General features: G+C 54.4%; 31 protein-coding genes. 16 read left to right on the forward strand and 15 right to left on the reverse strand.

Annotated features, from left to right (window positions below; all coding sequences use genetic code 11):
* Positions 1-2: 2 nt before the first annotated feature.
* Positions 3-1,148 carry a trans-sulfuration enzyme family protein gene (locus PGQ95_RS08100; RefSeq protein WP_430917650.1) on the forward strand — a complete coding sequence of 382 codons (1,146 nt, stop codon included), beginning with the start codon at positions 3-5 and terminating at the stop codon, positions 1,146-1,148.
* A 37-nt stretch (positions 1,149-1,185) separates the two neighbouring features.
* Here PGQ95_RS08100 and PGQ95_RS08105 read toward each other — a convergent pair whose 3' ends face one another.
* Both PGQ95_RS08105 and PGQ95_RS08110 read right to left on the reverse strand, forming a co-directional pair.
* A complete protein-coding gene (locus PGQ95_RS08105) occupies positions 1,186-1,350 on the reverse strand; it encodes a hypothetical protein (protein ID WP_015705356.1) in 165 nt (54 codons plus the stop codon).
* A gap of 15 nt (positions 1,351-1,365) precedes the next feature.
* Positions 1,366-1,770, reverse strand: a complete 405-nt coding sequence (locus PGQ95_RS08110; protein WP_087860740.1) for a YdeI family stress tolerance OB fold protein — start codon at positions 1,768-1,770, stop codon at positions 1,366-1,368.
* Positions 1,771-1,913: 143 nt separating this feature from the next.
* On the opposite strand from PGQ95_RS08110, the gene PGQ95_RS08115 reads away from it, so the two are divergent.
* Together PGQ95_RS08115 and PGQ95_RS08120 are read left to right on the forward strand one after the other, a co-directional pair.
* Positions 1,914-2,417 carry a hypothetical protein gene (locus PGQ95_RS08115; RefSeq protein ID WP_430917652.1) on the forward strand — a complete coding sequence of 168 codons (504 nt, stop codon included), beginning with the start codon at positions 1,914-1,916 and terminating at the stop codon, positions 2,415-2,417.
* Between the two features lie 11 nt (positions 2,418-2,428).
* Positions 2,429-2,875 (forward strand): DUF421 domain-containing protein, encoded by a 447-nt coding sequence (locus PGQ95_RS08120; protein ID WP_087860738.1) that lies wholly within the window; start codon positions 2,429-2,431, stop codon positions 2,873-2,875.
* 5 nt (positions 2,876-2,880) lie between these two features.
* Here PGQ95_RS08120 and PGQ95_RS08125 read toward each other — a convergent pair whose 3' ends face one another.
* A complete protein-coding gene (locus PGQ95_RS08125) occupies positions 2,881-3,156 on the reverse strand; it encodes a hypothetical protein (RefSeq protein ID WP_213794120.1) in 276 nt (91 codons plus the stop codon).
* 22 nt (positions 3,157-3,178) lie between these two features.
* Here PGQ95_RS08125 and PGQ95_RS08130 point away from each other — a divergent pair, with 22 nt between their 5' ends.
* On the forward strand, positions 3,179-4,174 hold the full coding sequence (locus tag PGQ95_RS08130; protein ID WP_430917745.1) for an SDR family oxidoreductase: 996 nt from the start codon (positions 3,179-3,181) through the stop codon (positions 4,172-4,174).
* Here PGQ95_RS08130 and PGQ95_RS08135 read toward each other — a convergent pair.
* From PGQ95_RS08135 to PGQ95_RS08155, 5 genes are all read right to left on the reverse strand, one after another.
* Complete coding sequence (locus tag PGQ95_RS08135; RefSeq protein WP_430917654.1) at positions 4,171-5,796, reverse strand: alpha-amylase family protein; 1,626 nt, start codon at positions 5,794-5,796, stop codon at positions 4,171-4,173. The two genes, PGQ95_RS08130 and PGQ95_RS08135, sit on opposite strands and share 4 nt — an antisense overlap.
* Positions 5,797-6,060: 264 nt before the next feature.
* On the reverse strand, positions 6,061-6,567 hold the full coding sequence (locus tag PGQ95_RS08140) for a ferritin-like domain-containing protein (protein ID WP_015366679.1): 507 nt from the start codon (positions 6,565-6,567) through the stop codon (positions 6,061-6,063).
* A gap of 24 nt (positions 6,568-6,591) precedes the next feature.
* Positions 6,592-6,807, reverse strand: a complete 216-nt coding sequence (locus PGQ95_RS08145; RefSeq protein WP_323786832.1) for a hypothetical protein — start codon at positions 6,805-6,807, stop codon at positions 6,592-6,594.
* A 26-nt stretch (positions 6,808-6,833) separates the two neighbouring features.
* The gene (locus tag PGQ95_RS08150; protein ID WP_015366681.1) at positions 6,834-7,334 is read right to left on the reverse strand and encodes a ferritin-like domain-containing protein; all 501 of its coding nucleotides are present in this window, start codon (positions 7,332-7,334) and stop codon (positions 6,834-6,836) included.
* Positions 7,335-7,423: 89 nt separating this feature from the next.
* Positions 7,424-7,609 (reverse strand): general stress protein, encoded by a 186-nt coding sequence (locus tag PGQ95_RS08155; protein ID WP_004143718.1) that lies wholly within the window; start codon positions 7,607-7,609, stop codon positions 7,424-7,426.
* A 458-nt stretch (positions 7,610-8,067) separates the two neighbouring features.
* Between PGQ95_RS08155 and PGQ95_RS08160 the strand changes: the two genes are divergently transcribed.
* The gene (locus PGQ95_RS08160; RefSeq protein ID WP_430917657.1) at positions 8,068-8,952 is read left to right on the forward strand and encodes an SDR family oxidoreductase; all 885 of its coding nucleotides are present in this window, start codon (positions 8,068-8,070) and stop codon (positions 8,950-8,952) included.
* Here the strand turns inward: PGQ95_RS08160 and PGQ95_RS08165 are convergent.
* On the reverse strand, positions 8,949-9,863 hold the full coding sequence (locus PGQ95_RS08165; protein ID WP_430917659.1) for a TIGR03571 family LLM class oxidoreductase: 915 nt from the start codon (positions 9,861-9,863) through the stop codon (positions 8,949-8,951). The two genes, PGQ95_RS08160 and PGQ95_RS08165, sit on opposite strands and share 4 nt — an antisense overlap.
* A gap of 174 nt (positions 9,864-10,037) precedes the next feature.
* On the opposite strand from PGQ95_RS08165, the gene PGQ95_RS08170 reads away from it, so the two are divergent.
* Positions 10,038-11,021, forward strand: coding sequence for a zinc-binding dehydrogenase (locus PGQ95_RS08170; RefSeq protein ID WP_430917661.1), 984 nt, complete (start codon positions 10,038-10,040; stop codon positions 11,019-11,021).
* Between the two features lie 275 nt (positions 11,022-11,296).
* The gene (locus tag PGQ95_RS08175; protein WP_015366686.1) at positions 11,297-11,545 is read left to right on the forward strand and encodes a hypothetical protein; all 249 of its coding nucleotides are present in this window, start codon (positions 11,297-11,299) and stop codon (positions 11,543-11,545) included.
* A 194-nt stretch (positions 11,546-11,739) separates the two neighbouring features.
* Here PGQ95_RS08175 and PGQ95_RS08180 read toward each other — a convergent pair whose 3' ends face one another.
* The gene (locus tag PGQ95_RS08180; RefSeq protein ID WP_213292565.1) at positions 11,740-12,939 is read right to left on the reverse strand and encodes an MFS transporter; all 1,200 of its coding nucleotides are present in this window, start codon (positions 12,937-12,939) and stop codon (positions 11,740-11,742) included.
* A gap of 104 nt (positions 12,940-13,043) precedes the next feature.
* On the opposite strand from PGQ95_RS08180, the gene PGQ95_RS08185 reads away from it, so the two are divergent.
* The gene (locus PGQ95_RS08185; protein ID WP_430917663.1) at positions 13,044-14,003 is read left to right on the forward strand and encodes an AraC family transcriptional regulator; all 960 of its coding nucleotides are present in this window, start codon (positions 13,044-13,046) and stop codon (positions 14,001-14,003) included.
* Positions 14,004-14,009: 6 nt separating this feature from the next.
* Here the strand turns inward: PGQ95_RS08185 and PGQ95_RS08190 are convergent, their stop codons facing one another.
* On the reverse strand, positions 14,010-14,285 hold the full coding sequence (locus PGQ95_RS08190) for a VF530 family DNA-binding protein (RefSeq protein WP_430917665.1): 276 nt from the start codon (positions 14,283-14,285) through the stop codon (positions 14,010-14,012).
* A 296-nt stretch (positions 14,286-14,581) separates the two neighbouring features.
* On the opposite strand from PGQ95_RS08190, the gene PGQ95_RS08195 reads away from it, so the two are divergent.
* From PGQ95_RS08195 to PGQ95_RS08210, 4 genes are read left to right on the forward strand one after another with little or no spacing between them, the layout of a single operon-like run.
* Complete coding sequence (locus PGQ95_RS08195; protein WP_430917667.1) at positions 14,582-15,610, forward strand: isopenicillin N synthase family dioxygenase; 1,029 nt, start codon at positions 14,582-14,584, stop codon at positions 15,608-15,610.
* Between the two features lie 18 nt (positions 15,611-15,628).
* The gene (locus PGQ95_RS08200; protein WP_015366692.1) at positions 15,629-16,435 is read left to right on the forward strand and encodes a MetQ/NlpA family ABC transporter substrate-binding protein; all 807 of its coding nucleotides are present in this window, start codon (positions 15,629-15,631) and stop codon (positions 16,433-16,435) included.
* Positions 16,432-17,223, forward strand: a complete 792-nt coding sequence (locus PGQ95_RS08205) for a methionine ABC transporter ATP-binding protein (RefSeq protein WP_213292570.1) — start codon at positions 16,432-16,434, stop codon at positions 17,221-17,223. Before PGQ95_RS08200 ends, PGQ95_RS08205 begins: the two co-directional genes overlap by 4 nt.
* Positions 17,220-17,879, forward strand: coding sequence for a methionine ABC transporter permease (locus PGQ95_RS08210; RefSeq protein WP_161798788.1), 660 nt, complete (start codon positions 17,220-17,222; stop codon positions 17,877-17,879). Before PGQ95_RS08205 ends, PGQ95_RS08210 begins: the two co-directional genes overlap by 4 nt.
* An 18-nt stretch (positions 17,880-17,897) precedes the next feature.
* Here the strand turns inward: PGQ95_RS08210 and PGQ95_RS08215 are convergent, their stop codons facing one another.
* Positions 17,898-18,956 (reverse strand): NAD(P)H-dependent flavin oxidoreductase, encoded by a 1,059-nt coding sequence (locus PGQ95_RS08215; RefSeq protein WP_430917669.1) that lies wholly within the window; start codon positions 18,954-18,956, stop codon positions 17,898-17,900.
* Between the two features lie 91 nt (positions 18,957-19,047).
* Here PGQ95_RS08215 and PGQ95_RS08220 point away from each other — a divergent pair, with 91 nt between their 5' ends.
* Positions 19,048-19,932 carry a LysR family transcriptional regulator gene (locus PGQ95_RS08220; RefSeq protein ID WP_271032491.1) on the forward strand — a complete coding sequence of 295 codons (885 nt, stop codon included), beginning with the start codon at positions 19,048-19,050 and terminating at the stop codon, positions 19,930-19,932.
* Here PGQ95_RS08220 and PGQ95_RS08225 read toward each other — a convergent pair.
* Positions 19,867-21,039 carry a YbfB/YjiJ family MFS transporter gene (locus PGQ95_RS08225; protein ID WP_430917671.1) on the reverse strand — a complete coding sequence of 391 codons (1,173 nt, stop codon included), beginning with the start codon at positions 21,037-21,039 and terminating at the stop codon, positions 19,867-19,869. The genes PGQ95_RS08220 and PGQ95_RS08225 overlap by 66 nt on opposite strands.
* A 174-nt stretch (positions 21,040-21,213) precedes the next feature.
* Positions 21,214-22,542 carry a PLP-dependent aminotransferase family protein gene (locus PGQ95_RS08230; protein ID WP_430917747.1) on the reverse strand — a complete coding sequence of 443 codons (1,329 nt, stop codon included), beginning with the start codon at positions 22,540-22,542 and terminating at the stop codon, positions 21,214-21,216.
* Between the two features lie 98 nt (positions 22,543-22,640).
* Between PGQ95_RS08230 and PGQ95_RS08235 the strand changes: the two genes are divergently transcribed.
* Complete coding sequence (locus PGQ95_RS08235) at positions 22,641-23,519, forward strand: DMT family transporter (protein WP_271032489.1); 879 nt, start codon at positions 22,641-22,643, stop codon at positions 23,517-23,519.
* Between the two features lie 51 nt (positions 23,520-23,570).
* On the opposite strand, the gene PGQ95_RS08240 is transcribed toward PGQ95_RS08235, so the two are convergent.
* The gene (locus PGQ95_RS08240) at positions 23,571-23,804 is read right to left on the reverse strand and encodes a hypothetical protein (RefSeq protein ID WP_213794080.1); all 234 of its coding nucleotides are present in this window, start codon (positions 23,802-23,804) and stop codon (positions 23,571-23,573) included.
* A 190-nt stretch (positions 23,805-23,994) separates the two neighbouring features.
* Here PGQ95_RS08240 and PGQ95_RS08245 point away from each other — a divergent pair, with 190 nt between their 5' ends.
* Both PGQ95_RS08245 and PGQ95_RS08250 read left to right on the forward strand, forming a co-directional pair.
* Positions 23,995-25,179 (forward strand): MFS transporter, encoded by a 1,185-nt coding sequence (locus PGQ95_RS08245; RefSeq protein WP_430917673.1) that lies wholly within the window; start codon positions 23,995-23,997, stop codon positions 25,177-25,179.
* A 215-nt stretch (positions 25,180-25,394) separates the two neighbouring features.
* The gene (locus PGQ95_RS08250; protein WP_015366702.1) at positions 25,395-25,685 is read left to right on the forward strand and encodes a hypothetical protein; all 291 of its coding nucleotides are present in this window, start codon (positions 25,395-25,397) and stop codon (positions 25,683-25,685) included.
* The last annotated feature ends 3 nt before the right edge of the window (positions 25,686-25,688 follow it).

Below are 25,688 nucleotides of genomic sequence, written 5' to 3' on the forward strand. Positions count from 1 at the left end.
ACATGAAAAACTTACAGACGCTCAGCGTCCATAGCGGCATTTTTAACGACCAGCATGGCGCGGTGATGCCACCAATTTACGCCACCTCCACCTTTGCCCAGCCCGCGCCGGGTCAGCATACCGGCTATGAATATTCGCGTAGCGGCAATCCAACTCGCCACGCGCTGGAAACGGCCATCGCGGAGCTGGAAAGCGGTAGCCGGGGGTTTGCTTTCGCTTCAGGCCTCGCGGCCATTTCCACGGTACTGGAACTGCTGGATAAGGACAGCCACCTGGTAGCGGTAGATGATGTTTATGGCGGCACATACCGGCTGATTGAAAATGTTTGCCGCCGTAGCGCCGGTCTGCAGGTGACCTGGGTCAAACCTGACGATCTGGCAGGCATCGAAGCCGCGATCCGCCCTGATACGCGGATGATTTGGGTGGAAACGCCGACCAATCCGTTACTCAAGCTGGCGGATCTTGCGGCCATTGCCGCGATTGCCCGTCGACATAACATTATCAGCGTCACCGATAATACCTTTGCCTCACCGATCATCCATCGCCCTATCGAACTGGGCTTTGATATCGTGGTGCATTCAGCGACCAAATATCTCAACGGTCATTCGGATGTCGTTGCCGGGTTGGCGGTGGTTGGCGATAATCCGGCGCTGGCCGAGAAGCTGGGCTATCTGCAAAACGCCGTCGGCGGCGTACTTGACCCATTCAGCAGCTTCCTGACCCTGCGCGGCATTCGCACTCTGGCTTTGCGGGTAGAACGTCATAGCAGCAACGCTCTGCTGCTGGCGGAATGGCTGGAGCAGCAGCCGCAGGTCGAAAAAGTGTGGTTCCCCTGGCTCGCCAGCCACCCCCATCACGATCTGGCCCGCCGACAGATGGCCCTGCCAGGCGGTATGATTTCCGTTGTGGTCAAAGGAGATGATGACTACGCCGGGCGCATCATCAAAAAACTCCGGTTATTTACCCTGGCGGAAAGCCTGGGGGGTGTGGAAAGCCTGGTGAGCCAGCCATTCAGCATGACGCACGCCTCCATTCCGCTGGAACAGCGGCTGGCGAATGGCATAACGCCGCAGTTGATTCGACTCTCGGTAGGTATTGAAGATCCGCAGGACCTGATTGCTGACTGGCGAAACGCGTTACGTGAGTAAACGCTAACCCCGCGCGCCGCGCGGGGTTTCATTACCCTCAGCAGAAACATACCGCTTTGGCGTTTTCCGTCGGATGATAGGGATCGCTTCGGTGATCGTCGCTATCATCCCGTTTCCGCGGGATCTCACCGTGTTTACCCGGCTCTTCTCGCGCCGGGTGTTTACCGCGTTTATCGAGTTCATGGTGATGCGCTCTGCTCATACTCAGGCTCTCCGGTTAATTGGGTGCTTGTTTGCGCAGCTTATCAACCCGCACCAGCGGCGGCGTCATTTTGCTATCCAGGCTTCCGTTAATACTCACCAGTTTGTCCGGCTTGATTTCCTGGCCATCGAAAACGGCTGCCGGAATTATGGCCGCAATGGTTCCGGTCTTATCACGGAACAGATAGCGGTCGTCGCCTTCATGCTTAATCACATTGCCGCGCAGGGAGATAGTCGCGCCGTCGTGCATGGTTTTCGCCTGCTCAATGGTCATGATCCGGCCATCCTCCATACCGCGATAGCCGTCATCCAGCTGGTGCGGCGGCGGCGGTGCGGCATCGTTTTTAAAACCGCCCTTTTCTTCAGCCCAGACGCCAGCGGTGAGTAACAAACAGAGTGTTGCGATTAGCTTTTTCCTCATTATTTCACCTTTCATGTCAGCAGACTGTTATTAAAGTCTGGTCGCGGATAGCGATTTTAACAACGTCAATAATTCTGATATCAGCTAAAATAACAACGTCGCTATCGTAGCGTTAAATATAAACATCATGCTGGAGCCGAAAGATGGACAATAATCAACAGGATCCGCCAGAGATAAACGAGAATCTACGGGCGTTACGCTTCGAGTATAACTTCCGGCGCTATGGGGTGGTTTTTCTCGCCATTATTATAATTACCGCATTATGCGGTTTATTTTCATCTGGCTTCCTGAGCTCCGCCCATCATGAGAATTCCTCTTCATCATTAACGGTAGACTATGACCGTTTTGCCAGGCTAATGAGCGAAACCGAAGTCAATGTTCAGGTAAAAAACAGTGGCCTCGCTCATACCTCAGTGGATTTTTCACCCACGTTATTAAGCCATTACCAAATTGGCGATATTCGACCGCAGCCCGATAATATGTACAGCGCTAACGGTCATCTGATACTGGTTTACAATGAAAATAGCAGTGGCGCGCCGCTTTCGCTGTGGTTATCTATCACGCCAAAAACATTTGGCAACCTTTCCACGACACTACAGGCGAACCGGCAACCTGCCGTCACCTTTAACCAATTTGTCTTTCCGTAGGAGCCACAACGATGGAAATGGTGCTCAGAGCCGTCGCAATCTATCTTATCTTATTGATTATTTTTAAAGTTGCTGGCAGAAGAACGCTTATGCAACTCACCAGTTTTGATCTGATTTTACTGTTGATTATCAGTGAGGCCACCCAGCAGGCCATGCTCAGCACCGACTATTCTGTTACCGGTTCAATGCTGACTATTGTCACGCTGGTCAGCGTGGATATTTTATTTGGCTATATTAAGAAGCGCTTTTCACAGGCAGAGAATTATCTTGATGGTTCGCCGACGATCATCGTAGAAAATGGTGTTGTCGCTGACGATAAAATGAAAATGGTCAATATCTCTGTGGATGACATATTGCTCGCCGCGCGACAGCACCATGGTATATATCAACTTGAGAAGATTAAATTTGCGATCCTCGAACGTAACGGCCAGATTTCAATCATTCCGACCGAAGCGTAGAGACGTTACTTATCGCGTTCCGGTTGTTTATCGCCTGACTCAGGTGCCCGTGTCGGGTCGTCCTCTTCTTTTTCAGTAACATAATTAATATACATACCACCTCCAACTTTGCGGCATTGAATGATAAATTGTAGCGTTGTCATGAAATTTGGCCATTGCCATAATAAATAATGTCGCCTGTTAGCCATAATAAGTACTCTCGGATATTTCCGACCACCAGCCAGCAATGAATCAATAATACTCAAGTACTCAGTGACCACTACACCATGGCGAAATGCCATGTTCCGATCAATTGAGGCGACTATGGCGGTAATGGTTATCACCGGCGGCAGCGCGGGCGCCGGTAAAGCAACGGCACTACGCTTTGCGAAAGCCGGTTATGACGTGGCGATTATTGCGCGCGATGAAAGCGGGCTACAGGAGGCCGAACACGCATGCCGCCAGTATGGCGTCCGGACGCAGGTTATCAGCGCTGACGTCGCTGATGCACGCTCGCTGCGGCAAGCCGCGGCAGAAATCGAAACCCAGCTTGGCGCCATTGAAGTGTGGATCAATAATGCCATGACCACGGTGTTAGCGCCCTTCCATCTGATGAGTGATGAGGAATTTCGCCGCGTGACGGAGGTGACCTATCTGGGTTATGTCAACGGCACACGCGCCGCGTTGGAAGTCATGAGCCCCAGAAACCGCGGTATAATAATCCAGGTGGGCTCCGCGCTTGCCTGGCGTTCCATCCCTTTGCAATCGGCGTATTGCGGCGCGAAGGCAGCGATTCGCGGATTTACCGATGCTGTGCGAACCGAACTGATGCATCAACGCAGCCGGATCCAATTAACCATGGTCCAACTGCCGGGAATGAATACGACGCAGTTTGGTTGGGCAAGAAATAAAATGGATAAAGAGATGCAGCCCGTTCCCCCGGTTTATCAACCGGAGGTGGCGGCAGAGGCGATTTTCAGCGTCGTTCAGCGCCCCGTTCGCGAATTGTGGGTAGGTAAAAGCACCATTCAATCCATCGTTGGCCAGTTTTTCTTCCCTTCACTACTTGACCGCCTGATGGTTAACAAAGCCTGGGAAGGTCAGCTGACAGCGCAAGCGAAACGTAGCGAAAAGCCAGACGATCTCTATTCTGCCGTGCGGGGCGAGCACAGCACTCGCGGGACATTTAGCGCCGGCGCTCGCCAGCGTTCATTTAACGTCAGCGCCGATTTGCCTGGTAAAATCGCATCTGGCGTAGGGATCGCATTTGGACTGATGATATTACGCGGACTACTACGCCGCCCGCGCAAGCGCCGTTAATCGTGCTGGCGGCTAAACCAGCGATAACCGTAATCGGCAAGCTGTAACCGGCAGACCTTGCCGCCGGTAAGGCGATCGCGATAACGGCGGTCCTCCAGCAGGCAGGACCAGTAACCTGTCTCCTGACGCGGCAATCGTACCTCTACGGGGCATTCGCTGAAGTTCGCCAGCATCAGCAGATCGCGAGATTGACCGCGGTAGCGCAGCGCTAACACCGATGGCGGCAAGCCGGATACTAGCTCAAAGGGCGTGGTGCCCGGCTCATGGTATTCGGCGCGCAGTTGAACCATCTGCCGCACTTGCTGCAGTAACGAGTGGCGTTGGCGCAGCGCCAGTTCGACGTTGACCTGCTGATATCGCCATGAACCGCTGGCAACCGGCCTGACGAGTAATTTTTCCGCCGCGGCGGTGGAAAAGCCCCCATTCACCCCGGCTGACCACTGCATAGGCGTCCTCACGGCATAACGCTCTTTCAGCGACAGATCCTCGCCCATACCGATTTCATCGCCATAGCGCATCACAGGCACGCCAGGCAGCGACAGTAACACCGCATGGCAAAGCGCCAGCCGACGGATATTACCCTCCAGCATCGGCGCCAGGCGGCGGCGAATGCCACGTTGATAGACTGACATCGACTTCTCGGGGGCAAAACAGCGCAGCACAAACTGCCTGTCTGCGTCCTCAATACCCTCCAGGTCGAGCTCATCGTGATTACGTAGCCAGTTAGCAAAACAGCAACCGGGCGGCGGCTTAATCATCGCTTGCAGCGCGCTAACGAGCGGCTTCGCACTCTGCCGGGCGAGGCTGACGTAAAAAAATTTGTTCAGCCAGAAATTAAGCACCAGTTGCAGGCGATCGCTGTGGCCGAAATAGTGACGATAATCGTTCACTGCCACGTCAACTTCACCGAGCAGAATGGCTTCAGGATTGGTCTGTTCAACCAGTTGCCGAAGATGGGCCAATATCCAGTACCCCTGCTCTTCGTCGCCATTTCCGGCTTGTTTCACCAGGTGCGAGGCGGCGTCAAGCCGAAAACCGCTCACCCCTACGCGCAGCCAAAAACGCACAATATTGTCAATTTCGTCTATCACCGGAGGGTGCACCAGATTGAGATCAGGCTCGTGGCGATAGAACATGTGACGATAATACTGTCCCGCCTGTTGATCCCAGCGCCAGACGCTCTTTTCGACACCGGGAAACATTGGCGGATCGTCCTGTTTGGGCGGCGAATCGGCCCACAGATAATATGGCCGGAAAGGAGAATGTCTGTTTTTACGCGCCTCTTGAAACCAGGGGTGTTGCGAAGAGGTATGCTGGATAACCAACTCAATGATAACGCGTATCCCCAGTTCCCGCGCGTCATCAATCAGTTGAATAACGTCACTGATTTGCCCAAAACGCGGATCGGGCTGCAGGTGATCCTGAACGTCGTAACCGTCATCAAGAAATGGCGTCAGATAAAAGGGGGTTAACCACAATACCGTTACCCCAAAGCTACGTAAGTAATAGAGTTTTTGCCTTATCCCGGCCAGATCGCCACAGCCATCACCATTGGCATCATAAAACAGCGAGGTATCAACCTGATAAATTACAGCGTTTTGAAACCACGGTTGGCGAGGCATTATTCCCCCTCGTATCAGCAGAACATCACGAGCGCCCGAAGCATACCCGAGATATAAGCTCTTATTTTCTCTGCGCGGGCTTCGAGCGTCTGGCCAGTTTATCTACCAGAATTTGCTGCCTCGGGGTCAATGACGGACACTGACAGTGCGCGTCAAAATTTATCTCTAATGTAATTTGCCGCCCTGCTGCCGTTAGCGGCGGCGCGCTATCGTTAATACGCGACAAGATAGCAAGGAGACGGATCATTTACAGACCTTTTGCCGCTAACGTTTGGCATCAAAACCCGGCGTTTCGGAGCGGATAATATATTGCTCCGTAATATCCGGAATATGTTGCAGCAACCATTCGGCCATGCCTCTCTCTTCCGCCAGAATACTTTCTAAATCCGCAATTGAATCATGATCGTTGACCTTTTGCGCGGCGGTTAATAAGGAGGTATAACAGGCGACCTCAAACTGCTCGAAAACGTAGCCGCTGATCACCCCTTTCACCACTTCATCTTGTGGAAACATTCCACCAATAGATTGTCCCATCGCGGCAATTTTACTCATTGAGTCTTTAAGAACCGAGCGGGAAATATTATTGCGCGCAATAATATCATCCAGCACGGTAATTTGCCGACGGGTTTCAAAAAGATGCTGCTCAAGGCGGGTGCATAATTCCGGGTAGCTGTCGATGCGTTTGACCATCGATTCAAGCATCGATTCGGCCTGCTTTTCCATAGCGTGCGCGTCACGCAACCAATCGTGATAATTTTCAATATCAGTCATAACAACCTCTTTATAACAAGATAATTACTCTTCAGCCTTATCTTCATTTTCTTCTGCGGCCTGGTCGGCTCGCACTGCGCTATACCCGGATAAGTGGCCGACAATATTTGCATAAATACTAATAATGATGACCCACAGGACACTGTCTTTCCACCATATTACCGACGGTATAGCCAGTACAAACCACATTATCGCCGCGACGAGATGACACCTTTTTATTACAACCGGACTAAGACTCATTTTTTTGCCTGATGCCTTAGATAGGATTAAGCGGACTGTTGGGCATCCTGATTGACGTGTCCAACGGCGATGTCCGTTAATTTCATATCAGCGTCTTTTTCTTCTTCCAGCGTTTCCGCCAGCAGTTTCACCGCGGCTTTATAGCCGAGCTGCTCTGCCAGCGTACACAGCGTACCGTAGGCCGCAATTTCATAGTGTTCAACTTTCTGCGCGGCGGCTATCAGCGCAGCATCCCGGATCTCGTTCTTTTCCGTCGCTTCGATCACTTCGTTGGCCTCTTCGATAAGCCCTTCCATCGCCACACACTTCATCCGTTTCAGGCGAATTTGATCATTTTGTTCAAGGAGCTTATCAATACGTTCTATATGGCCCTGTGTTTCCTCAAGGTGAGCGCTGAATGCCGTTTGTAGCTCTTCACATGCGCTGGCGCGGGATAGCTTAGCCAGCGCGCGGGTTAACTGTTTTTCCGCGCTGTAGGTATCCGATAATAAATGGATAAAAATATCTTCAATGGTTTGTATTTTCATAAGTCACACCTTTTAAAAAACTGCGGGCCGGATGACCCGCAGGGTATTTTTAACAGCAGCTACCAGATCAAATTACTTATATTCACAAGCTAGCTATCACCGGATTTACGGCCGCCGCCATGGCTGTTTTTACCGCCTTTTTTACCGGCTTCGGATGCACGTTCCGGGTCATTTTTAAAATTCCCGCCGCTGTGCTGTCCGCCTTTACGTCCGGCTTCAGATGCTTTTTCCCGGTCTTCTGCAAAATTACCTGAACCACCTCTGTGCTCTGCCATAACGTTTACCTTTTAGCTGGGTTAGTAAAAGATGATTTAACGCTCTAAATCATCGCCGTCGAGAGTTAAGTCTGGAGCAATAAGTGAAATATGCAACTCAAATAAAATATATTAACAGTCATTACATAATTAATACAAAAATAAATAACGGAACGACAAAAATAACCAATATCTCGCTAAGATCATATTAATCAGATGAAATAAACGCGCCGGCAAAGCCAGAATTTTTAGTGCCTGACGAATGAGCAAAAAGAACTGTAAATAAGATTAAATATTCTATTTTTAAATATTTCATTGAATAATCCGAAAAATAATAAAATGAATAATCACATATAAATCGCCTTATATCAGTATGTTGGCTAAAGAAAATCTGGAATATACCCATTGGGCAAAGATTTACATTTATCGCAACAACCGCATACCTTCTATCATTACTCTTTTCTGTGAAGGAGATTGCTATGGATAATGACAAACTGCGTACCAACCATTGGCCACAACCCCCTTTCCCCGATCAACCGCAAACGCCTCCCGGCCTGGCCGCCGAAATGGAACCCACACCGGATCATGGTGAAGTCAGCTACAGCGGGTCAGGACGGCTAAAGGGTAAGAAAGCGCTGATTACCGGCGGAGACTCCGGTATTGGTCGCGCCGTGGCTATCGCCTTTGCCCGCGAAGGCGCGGATGTTGCCATTAACTATCTTCCGGAAGAACAGAGCGATGCGGACGCCGTCATCGCGCTTATTAAAGCGGAAGGCCGTACAGCGGTGGCGATACCGGGCGATATTCGCGTGGAATCCTTCTGTGAAACGCTGGTGGAAAAAGCGGTAAGCGGTCTTGGCGGTTTGGATATTGTTGTGAACAATGCAGGTCGTCAGCAATACTGTGAAAAAATTGAGCAACTCACCACTGCCGATTTTGATGCGACCTTCAAAACCAACGTCTATGCGCCGTTCTGGATAACCAAAGCCGCGCTGCCGCACCTCAAAGCCCAAAGCGTGATTATCAACACTTCTTCGGTCCAGGCTTTTAAACCGAGCCCAATCCTGCTGGATTATGCCCAGACCAAAGCCTGTCTGGTGGCATTCACCAAATCGCTGGCTAAGCAGTTAGGGCCGCGTGGGATCCGGGTCAATGCAGTCGCTCCCGGCCCGTACTGGACGGTGCTGCAGTCAAGCGGCGGACAGCCGGCGGAAAAAGTGCAAAACTTTGGCGGCGATACGCCGCTGGGGCGGCCAGGGCAACCCGTTGAGATCGCCCCGTTGTATGTGACTCTCGCCTCTGATGCCTGCTCGTATGCCTCCGGCCAGGTCTGGTGTTCAGACGGCGGTGACGGCGTACTTTAATAATGGAATGCCGGCAGCACCAGTTCGCCAATCTCCTGCATCGTCTCGGCCAGCGGACGCTGGTTGCGACGAAAATGCAGTCCGATATGGTTCACGCCGGCATCGCGCATCGCATTTAATTCCTGAATGAGACCATGGCGGCCGCTGCTGATGCCGAAACGATGGCGCTGAATCGGCGCATTGGCGTCATCTTGCAGATCCAGATGGATAAAGCTGATATAGGGTTTCTCGCCCGCTACCCGGCGCCACAGCTTGACGCGGCTAACGTGCTCGTCAGGCTGGCCTGGATAGGCAAGCCAGCCATCCATATTACTGCCTACCCATTGCGCCGTTTGTTGCGCCAAACCAGCAACCAGCAGCGGCGGGGTCGGTTTGGCTGGCAATAACTGCAGGCCCGGTTCCAGCTGACGATCGGTCTCGCCCTTCAGCACGCTCACGCCGTGACGGAAACGCTCGCCGCGGCTGGCGTAGTCTTCACCAAATAGCGGGTATTCGACTGGCCTGTCGCCGCTGGCGATGCCCAATAGCAGCCGGTCGCCGCTGAGCGCCTGCACCGTGGCGGCGGCTTTACGTACCAGCCATGGCTGACGTAGCGGCAGCACAACTGCCGCCGTACCCAGCAAGATATTTTGCGTCAGGCTCGATAAATAGCCGAGGTAGGTAAAAGCTTCAAAAACGTTAGCCGCATCGCCAAACTGCGGATCGTAAAGCGGAACATCGCGGATCCAGGCGGCGCGAAAACCGAGCGTATCCGCCAGTTTAATGCGCTCCGCGTGCTCGCTCATATCCGGCACGCCAAACGGTCGCCCGTCACGCTGCCGTTTTAGCTGTCCGCTGGTCGACCAGTCATTGTCCAGCGGCAGTTCCACGCCAATCGTTAGCGGCTGCTGGGTTAATTTTTCGATGCTCATGAGTCACTCCGTCAACCGCCGGGCGGTATCACGTTGAAAATATGAGCAAAGTGTTTCATGGAATGCTATTGCAATAAACAGCACTAATCGCAATAGATAATTGCTATTTATGGAATTATCTTTAGTTCTGATTTTGTTTTAATGGACCGCTCACCAACACCAGAGGAAGAAACAATGATAAAAACCGACGCCTGGCTGTGGAAAAAGCACGCCTCCCCGCTTCTGCTCGAACGGCATGAGAAAACGTTAGTCACGCCCGCTGACGATCAGGTGCTGATCGAGAACCGCGCTATTGGCCTTAATCCGGTCGACTGGAAGTTGATGGCTGGTCTCTCCGACGCCTGGCAGGAGGATCAGATCCCCGGCGTCGACGGCATGGGGGTGATTACCGCCGTTGGCCACAACGCCCGCCACCTTCGCCCCGGCACGCGTGTGATGTATCACACCGACCTGCGTTTTGACGGTAGCTTTGCTCGCCATACATTAGTCAGCGCCCAGGCGGTGATTGCGGTTCCCGACCACATCAGCGACCTCACCGCTGCGGCGCTGCCGTGCCCTGGTCTGACGGCGTGGCAGGCAGCGCAGAAAATCCCCCATCCGGCTGACGAGAATGTACTGGTCAGCGGCGCGGGCGGCGCTGCCGGCAGTCTGCTAAGTCAATTACTGATTGAGAGCGGCGCTAACGTCTACGTTACTGCCAGCGCCACGCATCACGCGAAACTGCTGGCTCGCGGGATGATTCAGGCCTTTGATTATCACCATACCTCCTGGCCTCAGGAGCTAAAACGCGCGCTGGCGGGTAAATCGCTGTATGCCGCTTTCGATACCGTAAATCAGCAAAATGCTCTTTCGCTTGCTGGGTTGCTCGGCTACTACGGCCATCTGGTCTGTATACAGGACCGGCTCGAGCACGCGCCGCTACCGGCATTTACTACCAGTATCTCATTGCATGAAGTCGCACTGGCGGCAATCCATCCTTACGGTACCCAGAGACAGTGGAGTCGATTACGTCAGGCCGGGGAAAGCATGCTGCAGCAAATTGGCCGCGGCGAACTGATGATGCCGCCGATAGAAAGCGTCAGTTTCGATGAGATCCCACAAGCGCTGGAAAGGCTAAAACAGAACAATAACGGTATTAAGTACGTAGCGGTGCTGTAATATTCATCAGCACGATGAATAACCTCAATCCCAAAAACCGGGTAATCAATGCCACATCCAACGGACCTCTTTCCGCTGGATGAGGCATCCATCGCTTCGCTTCCGTAGGTCGGTGTGGTGCTGAATGGTTACAAGAGCCTGGGATTCAGCAGAGTATTACCGAAAATATAACAGCTAGATTGCTACCTAATAGTTACCACTGTCGATTAAAAATTCAGATTGAAAGAATCAAAAAAAGGAGTAACGTTAAAAAAACATTAACAAAGAGGTGCAAAATGTTACGCGATTATTTAAAACTGGATTCTGAAGACCAATTAGTTGAACAACAAAGCGGTCATCAACCTAGCCAGCAGTATACCGAAGTGACTGAGTGGGTGATCCTCAATAAAGAGGGTAAGAAAAAAGGCCGCGTCTCCCTGTTTGATAAATTTAATACTCGCCGCTCGTGGAACGTTAATTTTCGTATTACCCAATTTGATAACAGCGGTAAAGTTATCGTTGACCAACTGACAGACGCTATTTAACAGAATAATTAATAACATAGCGCCCAATCTGTGATGGAAACCACCTGACAAAACGCTGAGGCCAGCAACCGCATTCACGCGGGAAAACGTAAGAAGTTTTTCAACTCATCAATTAGCTGCTCGTTTTATAATAATAAAATGAGTACTCGCTGCGCCTGAAGAAAAATAAACGCGCCAGTCGGCGCGTTTAATCATTAATTGTTTCTGACCGGCGGCGTCACCCTGACGCCAATAAAGACAATCAGCATGGCGCTTAATAATAACAGCCCGCTGCCGGTAAATACGCCGCTAGCGCCGCTAATATCAAATATTGCGCCACCGCCGGCAGCCCCGGCGCTAATGGCCAGCTGGATTGCAGCGACTAATAATCCCCCTGCGCTTTCCGCTTCATCCGGTACCGTGGTGGCAAGCCAGGTCGACCAGGCCACCGGCACCAGACCGAATGCAAATCCCCACAGAGCGACCAACAGACCATCCAGTAGCGCAATATGACCATACAGCACCATCATCAGCGCCAGCACGCTCATCGCCAGTGGAACCAGCGCCAGCGTCATCCGCAAACTGCGCGCCAGCAGATGCCCGGCAAGCGAGGTGCCAATAAAGTTGGCCACGCCGAACCCCAGCAATATCAACGATACCCCTTCTACGCTTGCCAGCGCCACGGTTTCGAGAAACGGCCGCAGATAGGTAAAGAAAGCGAAGTGTCCGCCAAAAATCAAAATCGAAGCCAGCAGGCCGCCAACCATTCCCGGCCTCCGCAGTACCTTAAAAAGCGTACTAAAGCTGCCAGCGCTCTCCGGGCGCATCGACGGCAGTACCCATAGCTGCCACAGCAGCGCGACCAGGCTCGGTACGGCGCAGATGATAAAGACGTTACGCCAGCCAATGAGCGCGCCCAGGTAGCTACCCAGCGGCGCCGCGACTACGGTGGCAATCGACACCGCCGAGAAGATAATCGCCAGCGCTTTCGGCACCATCGCCGCCGGTACCAGCCGCATCGCCGTTGCCGTCGACATCGCCCAGAAGCCGCCGATAGCGATACCAAGCAGCAGGCGTCCCAGCAGCAGGAACTCCAGTGAACCGGCAAAGGCCACGATCAGACTGGAGATGATTTGCAATACGGAAAAGAACATCAGCACCCAGCGACGGTCGATATTGCGGGTTGCAGAGGTAATCAACAACCCCGTCACCAGAGCGATTAACGCCGTGGCGGTCACCGCCTGTCCGGCCATCCCTTCGCTGACGCCAAGACTGCTGGCCATCGGCGTCAGTAAACTGGCCGGTAGAAATTCAGCGACGATCAGGCCAAAGACCCCCAGCGCCAGCGCATACACGGCGCGCCACGCCGGGCGGGCGTTAACTGCGCTCTCTTCAGCGACAATGCAAGAACTCATATACATCTCTCCAGAATCATTAACATTCGCCAAGCTTAGTGGCTTCCGTTAAGACGATATATGATACATACTCTGCAATTATTGATTATTCGTCCGGAAAAAAGATGAGCCTGCAAACGTTAGATCTGACCAGCGAGCTGCTACAGGGTATGCGGCTGTCGGGAGTGAAATACCGACGGATTGAAACCTCGCGTCCTTTTGGCGTGGAGTTTAATTCGGTTCCTGGCAAAGCGCAGTTTCATTTCGTCAGCCGCGGCCCGCTGCTGCTACAAATGAGCAACGGCAAACAGTTCTCGCTTGAGAGCGGCGATGCCGTGTTTATTCCCAATAGCGACGCGCACGCCCTGCTCTCAGATAGCAAAGCCGCGCGGGTGAACGTGATGGACCTCGACAGCAAACCGGTCTGCGGGACGGTTTCCTGCATCAAAAACGCGGGCTGCGTTAATACCGAAGAGAATGCGGTTATCTTCAGCGCCTGTATGGATTTTGAATTAGGCGGAATGCAGCCGCTGGTTCGGGCCATGCCGGAGGTGATGCTGGTCAGTAGCCTGTTAAGCACCCGCCCGGAAATTCAGCCGCTGCTGGCGGCAATGGAGCGTGAATCCCTGACGCGTCAGGTGGGCTATGCCGGTATTCTGGCACGTCTCGCCGATGTCGTCGCGGCGCTGATCGTCCGCGCCTGGGTGGAATGCGGCTGCGGTAACGCCACCGGCTGGGTACAGGTACTGCGTGACCCGAAGCTTTCGCGCGCGATATACGCTATGCATCAACAGCCCGGCGTCAACTGGAAGGTAGAGGACTTAGCCCGCGAATCCGGCCTGTCGCGTTCGGTGTTCGCCGAACGTTTTCTCACCGCCACCGGTACTACGCCGGCCCGCTACCTGACGGAATTACGCATGCGCCTGGCGGTACAATACATCAGCCATGAAGGCGAAGCGCTGGAAAAAGTCGCCTTCCGCCTCGGCTACAACTCTCTCGCCGCCTTTAGCCGCGCCTTTAAACGCATTACCGGCAAAGCGCCGGGAGCGCTGCGCAATGGGGTCAATGAACAAGCGGTAACCTGATAAGCGTTACTTCTTCTGCCAGTTGGCCCACGGGCCAGCGTCGGCAGAGGCGGTAGATTTGTTGATAAGCCCTTCCAGCGAATCGAGATAAAAGTTTTCGACTTCTTTACGCGCCCACGGCGTGCGGCGCAGAAATTTCAGGCTCGACTTTATGCTCGGATCGCTTTTGAAACAGTTGATTTTGATGTGTCTGGCCAGTTCATCCCAGCCATATCTGGCCACAAGGTCAGTGAGTAACGCTTCGAGCGTCACGCCGTGAAGCGGATCTTTTGACGTGTGCATTGTCTTTCCTGCATGAAAAATTTCGCTCACCATACGGACCGCGGCGGCATCATGCAACATCCCGCCATTTTTTTACATCACACCCACGCAGTTTCCCTACTCCTTATCTGTTTTTCGCAAAAGCACTGAACCCGCAGCGGACATAAATTAGAAAAGAACGTTATTGGTCGAAAAAATTGCGCTAAGGCAAGCTGAGCGCATCTACCCGACAGAGGAAATCATCATGCGCCGTTGTTGTTGCCGAACCCAGAATCACTTTAAAGCCAATGACCCGTACCCCGTTTTCGGAGAAAACAATGAACGCCACAACTTTGCCGATTCTCGATCTGGCCCGCTATACCAATCCTGCTGAAAAGGCCGGTTTTCTTGCCGACCTCCGCCAGGCCGCTCGCGATATTGGTTTCTTTTATCTTATTAATCACGGCGTGGACGCCGGATTGCAAACTGAAGTTCAACGCCAGGCACGACGCTTTTTTGCCCTTGATGATAGCGAAAAGCAGCAGGTGGCAATGATTCACTCCCCGCACTTTCGCGGCTATAACCGCGCGGCTTCCGAGCTCACTCGCGGCCAGCCGGACTGGCGCGAACAGTTTGATACCGGCGCTGAACGCCCGGCTTTAACCCTCGCCGAAAACGCGCCACGTTGGCAGCGCCTACAGGGACCGAATTTATGGCCCGCCGCGCTACCGTCGCTGAAACCCACTCTGCTGGGCTGGCAGCAGGCGATGACCGGCATCGGGATGACCTTGCTGCGCGCGTTTGCCGAAGCGCTACAGTTGCCTGCCGACGCCTTTGACGCGCTGTATGGCGATAAGCCGAATGAACATATCAAATTGATTCGCTACCCTGGCCAGCGTGAAACGAAAAGCGACCAGGGCGTTGGGGCGCATAAAGATTCTGGATTCTTAAGCTTCCTGTTACAGGACGAGCAAAAAGGACTGCAGGTGGAAGTCGCGCCGGACCATTGGATCGATGCCACGCCGCTGGCGGGCAGCTTTGTGGTGAATATCGGCGAGCTACTTGAGCTGGCGACTAACGGTTACCTGCGCGCCACCGTTCATCGCGTGGTCTCGCCGCCGGCAGAACAGGAACGCCTCTCTATCGCCTTCTTTCTTGGCGCACAGCTCGATGCCGTGGTGCCGGTGTACCGCCTGCCCGCCCATCTGGCGCAGGAAGCGCTCGGCCCGGATAGCGATCCGCAAAATCCGCTGCTGCGGGATGTTGGCTGGAATTACCTCAAAGGGCGGCTGCGTTCCCACCCGGACGTCGCCGAACGTTATTACCAGGATGTTTTTCGCGAACGTACTGAGCAACTGATCGTTTAATTTAATAAGGATAACAATATGAAATATGCCGCATTCAAACTGGCAGGGGTCGCTTTATCTCTTTCTCTGGCATGGACATCCGCGCAGGCTGCCGCGCTGCGCGTTGCCGCTGACCCGGTACCACACGCTGAGATCCTCAATTACATCAAAAAAATCGATCCCAGCCTCGATATCAAAGTGGTCGAACTCACCAGCGGCGTTAACGCCAACGAGCTGCTGGCGAATGGCGATGTTGATGCCAACTACTTCCAGCACGTTCCCTATTTGAAGGATCAGGAAAAAGCGCTGGGTAAGACTTTTGCCGTCGCCGCTACGGTGCATATCGAACCGCTGGGTATTTATTCCCGTAAGCACAAAGACTTTAATTCCGTCCCGGAAAACGGGACCGTCGCGGTGCCGAACAACACTACCAATCTCAGTCGCGCCTTGTTCCTGCTACAAAGCCAGGGATTAATCAAACTCGGCGCTAAATTCACCAACCCGGCGACCACCCTGGCTACCCCGAAAGATATCGTGGAAAACCCCAAACATCTGAAAATCCTAGAAATTGAATCGCCGCAGATCCCGCGTTCCTTAGACGATGTCGATTTAGCGGTTATTAATGGCAACTACGCGCTGGAAGCAGGACTGGTACCGGCGAAAGATGCGTTAGGACTGGAGAGCGCGAATAACAACCCTTACGCCAATATCCTGGTGACGACGCCGCAGTTGGCTAATGACCCACGCATTAAAGCGCTGGCCAAAGATCTCACCTCGCCGCAGGTTGCCGAGTTTATTCGCAAAAACTATAACGGCTCGGTTATCCCGGTAGCGCCACAATCATGATTGAGGTCGTCGGGCTGAGTAAAACCTATGCCGGAACAGGCCGACCGGCGCTGAACGACGTGTCGCTGCAGATCCCGAAAGGCGCGATTTATGGCATTCTCGGGCGCAGCGGCGCAGGCAAAAGCACGCTGATCCGCTGTCTGAATTTACTCGAACGGCCCTCTACGGGCCGGATTGTGGTGAACGGGCAAGATATCACTCAGTTAGACAAAGCCGGTTTACGTCAGCACCGTCTGCGTACCGGAATGATCTTCCAGCACTTCAACCTGCTGCATGCCCGCAACGTGGCTGACAACGTCGCGGTACCGCTGGAAATCGCCGGTGTCGACAAACGTGCGCGCCGCGAACGCGTGCTCGAGTTGCTGGAGTTGGTTGGACTGGCGGATAAAGCAACCGCCTTTCCATCCCAGCTTTCCGGGGGTCAAAAGCAGCGCGTCGGCATCGCCCGCGCGCTGGCGGCCGGCCCGGATGTGCTGCTATGCGATGAAGCAACCAGCGCCCTCGATCCGGAAACCACCGCCTCGGTGCTGGCGTTACTGGCCGATATCAATCAGCGGCTCAATCTGACTATCGTGCTTATTACCCATGAGCTGGAAGTCGTCAAAACGCTGTGCGATCACGCGGCGCTGCTGGAGCATGGCGAAGTCATCGAGAGCGGGAAAATCGCCGATCTGCTGGTGGCGCCGTGGTCCAGATTACGTCAGTCGTTACTGCATAATCCGCAGGCGGAGCAAGATTTCCTTGCCCGCCACGGCTTTCACGGGAGGCCTTTATGCGTAGTCGCATGAGTTGGGAAGATTTATGGCCCTTATTGTGGGAAGGCAGCCTGGAAACCCTCTATATGGTAGGGCTGGCGGCGCTGTTTACCATTTTAATCGGCCTGCCGGTCGGCGTGTTACTGTTTGTCTCCCGTCGCAACGGCCTGGCCCCGATGCCGAAACTGAATGCGTTGCTGGGGGCGATTATCAATTTTGGCCGATCGCTGCCGTTTATTGTACTGCTCATTGCGCTGATCCCCTTCACTCGTTTGATTATCGGCACCACCTTAGGCAGCACCGCCGCCGTCGTGCCGATTACTATCGGCGCTTTTCCGTTTTTCGCGCGGCTGACCGAAAACGCGCTCGACGAAGTGGATTACGGACGCATTGAAGCCATTCTGTCGATGGGGGGTAATCTGTGGCACGTTATCTTTAAATCGCTGCTGCCGGAGGCGCTACCGACCCTGCTTGCCGGGATCACCCTGACTATCGTGATGCTGATTGGCTTTTCATCGATGGCGGGCGTCATTGGCGGCGGCGGACTTGGGGACCTGGCGATTCGCTATGGTTATCAGCGTTTTAACGATCAGGTGATGGTCGGTACGGTGCTGATTCTGGTGGTGATGGTCCAGGGCGTACAAATGATCGGCGACAGGCTGGTACGACAGCTTGCCCATCGCCGCTAAGTTCTCAATCGCAGGCGGCTACTCGAGGCCGCCTTCTACCACCAGAACCCTGACCAGTTCTGCCGCCGGCATTTCGCGGATCATCGCCACCCCTTGTCCCGCCCAGTGCGCGCCGAAACCATGATCGCCCTGCGCTTTTGCCGCCGTCGCCAGCGCTTTTCCGGCATCATAAGCGAGCGGATAGGCTGGAATGTCACGTTCACTGAATGAAGCCACCACTTCGCTCCAGCTATTTTTAACGCAGCGTGCTGGCCGACCCGAAATAGCCGCCGTCAAAAAGGTGACAACGTCACTATTTTGCGTGAGCGCCTGTCGATATCCACTATCTATACCCGCTTCCGGACACAATAAAAATGCGGTTCCCAGCTGAACGCCCGACGCGCCGAGCTGCATCAGGCTGGATATGGCCGCCCCATGCATAATGCCGCCGGCGGTGACAATGGGTAAATCGACAGCCTGCTTTAGAGCCTGAAGCAAAGTGAAAGTGCTCATTTGACGATCGTCGCCGTGTGGGTCAAAAATCCCCCGATGGCCACCGGCCTCATACCCTTGCGCAATAACGACATCAATACCCGCTTGCGCAATTAATCGCGCTTCTGCGACGCAGGTGGCGGACGCCATCGTTACCGTTCCCTGTTGCTGGAAGCGGCGAACAACCTCTGACGACGGCACGCCAAAATGAAAACTCACCACCGCCGGCTTCTGTTCAAGCAGCATATCGAGCATGGATTGATGTTGATGGAAGGTCTGATAAATCTCATTAAGCTGTTTCGGCGGCGTGCCGTGATAGCGGGCAAACGCCGGAGCCAACCGCGCCAGCCACTGCGCTTCCTGAACGGCATCACGGCTCGACGGCGTATGACAGAAAAGGTTGACGTTAAAGGGACGATCGGTGAGCCGTCGGGTTTGTTCAATAAGCGCTTGCGCCTGCGTAACCGTCGACGCGCCGAGCCCAAGCGAACCCAGTCCCCCGGCGTTGCTTACCGCCGCAGCCAGGGCTGGTGTCGACACCCCAGCCATCGGCGCCTGAATAATCGGATAACGAATATTAAGTAATCGCGGTAAATGCTGATTCATTGGCGATCCTGTGCAATTTGCGATGTGAGGCATTAACCATCTCTTTTTAAGATGTTAAGATCAACCATATTGTCATATTGAGAAGAAAAATATGAACCACACCACATTACTGATCTTTAAGCTGGTGGCCGAAACGCAAAGCGTCACTCAGGCGGCGAAACAACTTGGTCGCGCGCAGTCCAACATCACCACTCGGATCCAGCAACTTGAAGAGGAGCTGGAGGCCGAGCTTTTCGTGCGCGGAAACAAGAAGATGCTGCTTTCTCCCGCCGGGCAAAACTTCCTCAGCTACGCGCGGCGAATTTTAAGCCTTGCCGAAGAAGCCAAACTGGCGCTGCACCCGGCACGGCCCGCGGGAACGTTAAAACTCGGTGCGATGGAAGCCTGTGCCGCCAGCCGCCTGCCGGCCATATTGCCTTTGTTTCAGCAACGCTGCCCGGATGCCGACCTGACATTGCGTACCATGCCCACCCGTCAGCTGACTGAACTGGTCGAAAACTCCACGTTGGACTGCGCGCTGGTTTCACTGCCGGCCGGTCCGGACGGCAGCCTTCAATGCCCACAGACGCTTGAATATCTACCGCTTTTCATCGAACAGCTGGTCCTGATCGCCCCTGTCGATGGACGCGATTACCGTTTTGCCGCCTTCCCGGCAGGATGTTCCTACCGCCAGCGCGGCATCGAGTATCTACAGCAGACGGGAGCGCACGTGGACATCGTCGATGTCAGCTCCTATCACGCGATGATGGCCAACGTCGCCACCGGCCGCTACGCCTGTTTGCTCCCGGAAAGCGTTCTGGCCCTGCTCACGCTACCCGCAGGCTGCCAGACGCAATACGTCACCCAGGCCGCCACCCAGCTTATCTGGCGCCGCGGGTATGTGTCGCCGATTCTCGACGCCCTGCGCCAGTTATTGCTGGCGCCGGCCGCAGGCAACCAGTCCGGCGGCTCCCAGCAACACGCCGCTGGCAGTTAATAGTGAAGGGTTAAACGATCCCGTCAGGCTGTATAACGCATCGGCGACCAGCGGCCCGATTATCTGCCCGACGCCGTAAGTCGCCGTGAGCGCGGCGATCATATTAAATTTTACCGCCTGATTTAGCCGCTTGCCCTCTGACAAGGCAATGGTTACCGTCCCAAGGAAGGTCGCCCCAACCAGCAGCGCGCTCAACAGACAAAAGGTGAATGAGTGGCTCCACGCCGGTAAGGCCACGCCGAAGGCCTGAATAACGAGATTGCTACAAAATGCCCGCTGATAGCCAATTTTCAGTACGAGTTGGTGCCAGATAAAACAGGAAGGTACCGCCGCGAGACCAAATACCGCCCACAGGTGCACCGGGTCGATACCCGATAACGCGCCTTGCAAAAACAGCGGCAAATAGGTCGCGGTGATGATATAGCCGAAGCCCGCGAGGCCATAAATCAGCAGCAATTTTACCGCATCGCTCGTGCGCCCATTGTTGCGCGCCATCGCTGTTGCGGGTCCGCTGTGTAACGCCAGCAGCGAATCCGCCGGGCTTAATAATCCGCGCAAGGCGCATATAAACAGCACCGTCGCCGTGATAGCGCACAGTAGCCAGATTTGCTGACTGCTAAACGCCAGCGCTTTACCGGCGGCAATAAACTCTGCCGACAGAAAAATCCCCATCCCGACCCCGGCAAACAGCACCGGCGCGCCGTTATGATGTTTCATATGTTGCAATAGCCATAAGGAGGCGGAGATAAGCGTTACCGCGCTGAGTACCCCGGCCAACCCGCGCAGGATAATGATAGCCAGCGGCGAACGCAGCCAGGCCAGTAGCGCCAGACAAATTAGCGTCAGAATGACCGAGACAATATTCATTCTGCTCGCCTGCTCCGGCTTTGCCTTCGCCAGCAACAATGCCCCCAGCAGGTATCCGGCATAATTAGCGGAGGCGGCCAGATTACCCTGACGCAGCGTCAGGATCTGATCGCTTAACATCACCGGCAGGATCCCGGTGAAAGCGAAGCGGCCATAACCCATACCAATCATTAATACCGTCGCCCCTGCCATCGCTAATAAGAAAGCGTTTATCTCCGGCCTGATTTGTCTCATCCCCATACCCCTCGCATAACTTAATCTCAAAAAGAGAATGTGATTTAGTTTTAATTCTCTTTTTATTATGTATTAGCACGATGCGACGAGCAAGCCGCCGCACCTGAGCAAAGAGTAAAAGCACCAACCAGAGGATACTTCGGTTAGCGACGAAGGATGGTTGTCAGAAGCGCACGGTCGTTAAACGCCGTACTCGATAACGGGCCGCATTATCTTCAGCGCGGCGCTCAGTTTATCGAGACTCGGTGACGCCAGCGCCAGACGCAAAGCGTGCGGCACATCACGACCGACGCTGTACGGTTCGGCGGTGGAAATAGCGATATTCATGGTTAGCAGCTGTTTCACGACGCGATCGGCGCGGATCTCCTCGCCCAACGGCAGCCAAAGGAACCAGGCATTTTCATTGCCGATAATTGGTAAACCCGCCAGCGCCTGACGGGCGATCGCCTGCCGCCGCCGCGCATCTGCGCGCATTATGGTTTCGAGCCGGGCCAGCGTCCCATCCTGGATCCAGCCGCAGACCAGCGCCGTCGTTAAGGCCGGCGTATTCCAGCTGGTGGCGCGGATCGTCCGCTCTATCGCCGGCATTAGCGCTTCTCGGCATACCACCATGCCAACCCGTAAACCGGTGGCGATGTTTTTTGAAAAGCCGCACACATAGACCGTACGCTCAGGCGCCAGAGACATCAGCGGCGGCGGCGCGTTCTCGATCAACCACGCATAGGCGGCATCCTCAATAATGAATAAATCGAACTGGCGGGCAATATCAACCAGTTGACTACGCTGCGCCAGATTCATTACCCAGCCGAGAGGGTTATGCAGCGTCGGCATGGTGTAAATCGCTTTTACCCGCCGTTTTTCACAAAGGTTACGAAGCAAGTCGAGATCCGGCCCTTGCGCTGTGTGCGGGATAGCAACCAGTTCGAGTTGATAGAGCCTGGCGAGGGCGCGAAATCCCGGATAGGTCAATGCATCTGCCGCAACCACGTCGCCGGGACGCAGCAGGCCGCCGAGCGTGACCGCCAGCCCATGCTGAGCGCCGTTAACGATAGCGACCTGCCCGGCGCTGGCCGCAATACCCTGTCTGTTAAGATGCTGGGCCACTATTTCCCGTTCGCTCATACGTCCGGCGTGCGGTTGATAGCGTAACAACGCCTCCAGATCGCCCGCGCCAGAAAGCTTTTTTAATGCCTCGCGCAGGAGAACGGTTTGTTCCGGCAACGCCGGAGAGTTGAAATTAAGATCGATCATATCCGGGGCAATGGCGTGCTGATCGACACCCAGTCCCGGCGGCAAGCTCAGTTCACGCACAAAGGTGCCGCGTCCCGTTTCGCCGCTGACCAGCCCCATTAACGCCAGTTCACTGTAGACCCGCGTCGCGGTAGCCAGAGAAATTCCGTGTTCAACGACCAATTGCCGATGGGTCGGCAGTTGGCTGCCAGCCGCCAGCGCACCGCTGCGGATTGCTGCCGCATAGCGATCAACCAGAGATTTATAGCGGTTTTTCATCGTCATTGTATCCATGACAATTATTTGATTGTCATGGATTGTGCGACCTACTATCGACCCGGTCAACCACCTTAACGATTACTACAAAGAGGTCACACGTGCACAACCGTCGCGCTTCCACTTCCCTATCCGGCTGGATAAACGGCTTTATCGGCGTCGCTATTTTTAGCGGCTCGCTACCCGCCACCCGCATCGCCGTGCAGGAATTCGATCCGTTTTTCCTGACTTTCTGTCGTGGGGCGATTGCCGGGGTGCTTGCGCTGGGCCTGATCTGGGTTTTACGCCTGCCGCGCCCGCAGGCGGGACAATGGCGTTCACTGGCGCTGGTTGCCGGCGGCGTGGTCATCGGTTTTCCGCTGCTGACGGCGCTGGCACTGCAGCGGGTGACATCCGCACACTCAATTGTTTTTATTGGTTTATTGCCGCTGGCGACGGCGGTTTTCGCGGTGATCCGCGGCGGTGAGAGACCGCGCCCTGCCTTTTGGGGATTCTCGTTACTGGGCAGCGTACTGGTGGCCAGTTTCGCGCTGGCCGGTAGTGCCGGGATGTCCGTTTCAGGCGACCTGCTAATGCTGGCGGCGGTAGTGGTCTGCGGATTGGGTTATGCCGAGGGGGCGCGCCTCACCCGAGCGCTTGGCGGGCTGGCGGTCATTTGTTGGGCGCTGCTCCTGTCCCTACCCCTGATGTTGATAGCCTGCGGCTTAACGTTTCCCGTCAGTCTCAGGGGTATCAGTACGTCTGCATGGACGGCGCTGGCCTATGTCTCGTTGTTCAGTATGCTGATCGGTTTTATCTTCTGGTACCGGGGACTGGCAATCGGCGGTATTGCGGCGGTCGGTCAACTCCAGCTATTGCAGCCCTTTTTTGGTCTGTCGCTGGCGGCACTGCTCCTTCATGAAGCAGTGAGCCCGTTGATGGTCGTCGTCACGCTTGGCATCATTTTCTGCGTTATCGGTTCGAAGCGCTTTGCCCGTTAAAATAGTCGGCGGCCTGATGTGAGGCGTGTTCCTCCATCAGGCTGTCTCATATCAATTAAATTGTGGCGCGACCGAATGACCGCAGGCGCTGTTAGCGTCGATGGTGTCGTTCATGCAGGTCTGCGAATCAAAGCCCTGACCGGGGGACATCCCTGAAGAGGATGATGAACCACCGGAACAGGCGGACGCTGCAAAAACAATGAGCAATATAAGTAATTTTTTCATCGCGATGACCTCCGGGAAGCGAATAGATTGCCATGCTCCGTGCTGAGACTGGCCACTCATCCATTTCCCTTTCAAACTCAGGCATCACTCTAAGAAATAATATGGGCGTCATTTATCACCTGTATAGCTATATTATCGGTCAGTTTGCCAATAAATGAACCGAGCGTTGGCATAAAATGCTCGTCCGCTCGCCGTAGTCGCCGCGCTTGCGCTATGCTTATCCTCCCTTTCGTTTTAAACACTTAGCGTTATGACTACTTCTGTCAGCACCACTCAGCTTAACCTGCGAATTATTTCCATCGTTGTCTTCACCTGTATCTGCTATCTCTCCATCGGCCTGCCGCTCGCGGTGCTTCCCGGCTACATCCACTATCAGCTCGGGTACAGTACGCTAATCGCCGGAGTCGTTATCAGCCTGCAGTACATTTCAACGCTAGTAAGCCGCCCGCATGCTGGCCGCTATACCGATATCTGGGGGCCAAAAAAGGTCGTTAGCCTCGGCATCATCTGCTGCATGCTAAGCGGACTTTTCACCCTCGCGGCGGTGATGTTGCAAACTATACCGCTTCTCGCCGTCAGCGCCCTGTTGATTGGACGGGTTTTCCTCGGTGTGGGAGAGAGCTTCACCGCCACCGGGGCAACGTTATGGGGTATTAAAACCGTTGGCGCGATTCATACCTCACGGGTGATTTCATGGAATGGCGTCGCGACCTACGTGGCAATGGCCGTCGGCGCGCCGCTGGGGGTGATGCTCAATAGTTATTTTGGCATCAGCGGTTTTGCCGTAGTGGTAGTGCTGGTTGCGCTAATTGGCCTGCTCTTTGCCCGCACCCGCCTGGATGTCAGCGTGACTGCCGGAGTGAGAGCGCCGTTTCATGTGGTGGTTCGCAGAATCTGGCCGTATGGCCTGGGGCTGGCGCTGGGTACGGTAGGTTTTGGCGTCATCGCCACCTTTATCACCCTCTATTTTTCGGCTCACCACTGGCAGGGCGCGGCCTTCACCCTCTCTCTTTTCAGTATCGGTTTTATTTGTATACGTCTGATCCTTGGCAACACCATTACCCGCTACGGCGGCGTGCCGGTGTCGCTTGTCTGCTTCGTAGTGGAGTGTCTTGGATTATTGATTATCTGGCAGGCGCCGTCGGCGTGGGTCGCCGGTTTTGGCGCATTCCTCACCGGTTCTGGTTTCTCGCTGGTCTTTCCGGCGCTGGGCGTCGAGGCGGTGAAACAGGTAGAAGAACAAAACCAGGGCACGGCGCTGGGTACCTATTCAGCCTTTCTCGATTTGGCGCTGGGTTTGACCGGCCCGGTGGCCGGCTGGGTGGCGGGTTATTATGCGCTCGATACGCTGTACCTACTGGCGGCGGTGGTAGTCGCCATGGCGTTTATCCTGCTGCTTCGGGTTCGTCTGCAACAGACCAGGTCGAACGTATGATGTATGCCGATTAATCATGATACTGGTAACAATTTAATCAATAATTGACGACGCTTTAATATCCGTGCCACCATTCCGCGAGCATCCAGTCCTGGATGCCGGGCGGTACGGGTGCAGTGATAGAGGTCGTCAACAAAACGATCCCCCCGTGACCTGGCTCCATTCGACTCGTCGCCTGATGCGGCGAGCGGCTTACCCTGGCGGGAAATACCGACATGCATCAAAGTTTCAACCAGCGCGTCCATTTTTACTACTGCATTCTGGTCGCGCTGAAAATCCACGTAAAAACGAAGAAATCGGGCGGAGCGAGAGGGAAAAATAATTTTCTTCTCAAATGGTTACGCAAGGCGCAGGACAACAACATTTTTCATCCGGATATCACCAGCGAAATCGAATGGCTACGTGGCAAAATCATCCAGGCGGGACACGATACTGACCTTGAGCCGATGCTGGAATTCGTCTATGCCACCGCCCGGCGCGCCGAAATGCTCAAAGATGCCGACTAACCC

Source organism: Klebsiella sp. 141240, from assembly GCF_050600805.1.
GTDB classification, from domain to species: Bacteria; Pseudomonadota; Gammaproteobacteria; order Enterobacterales; family Enterobacteriaceae; genus Klebsiella; species Klebsiella aerogenes.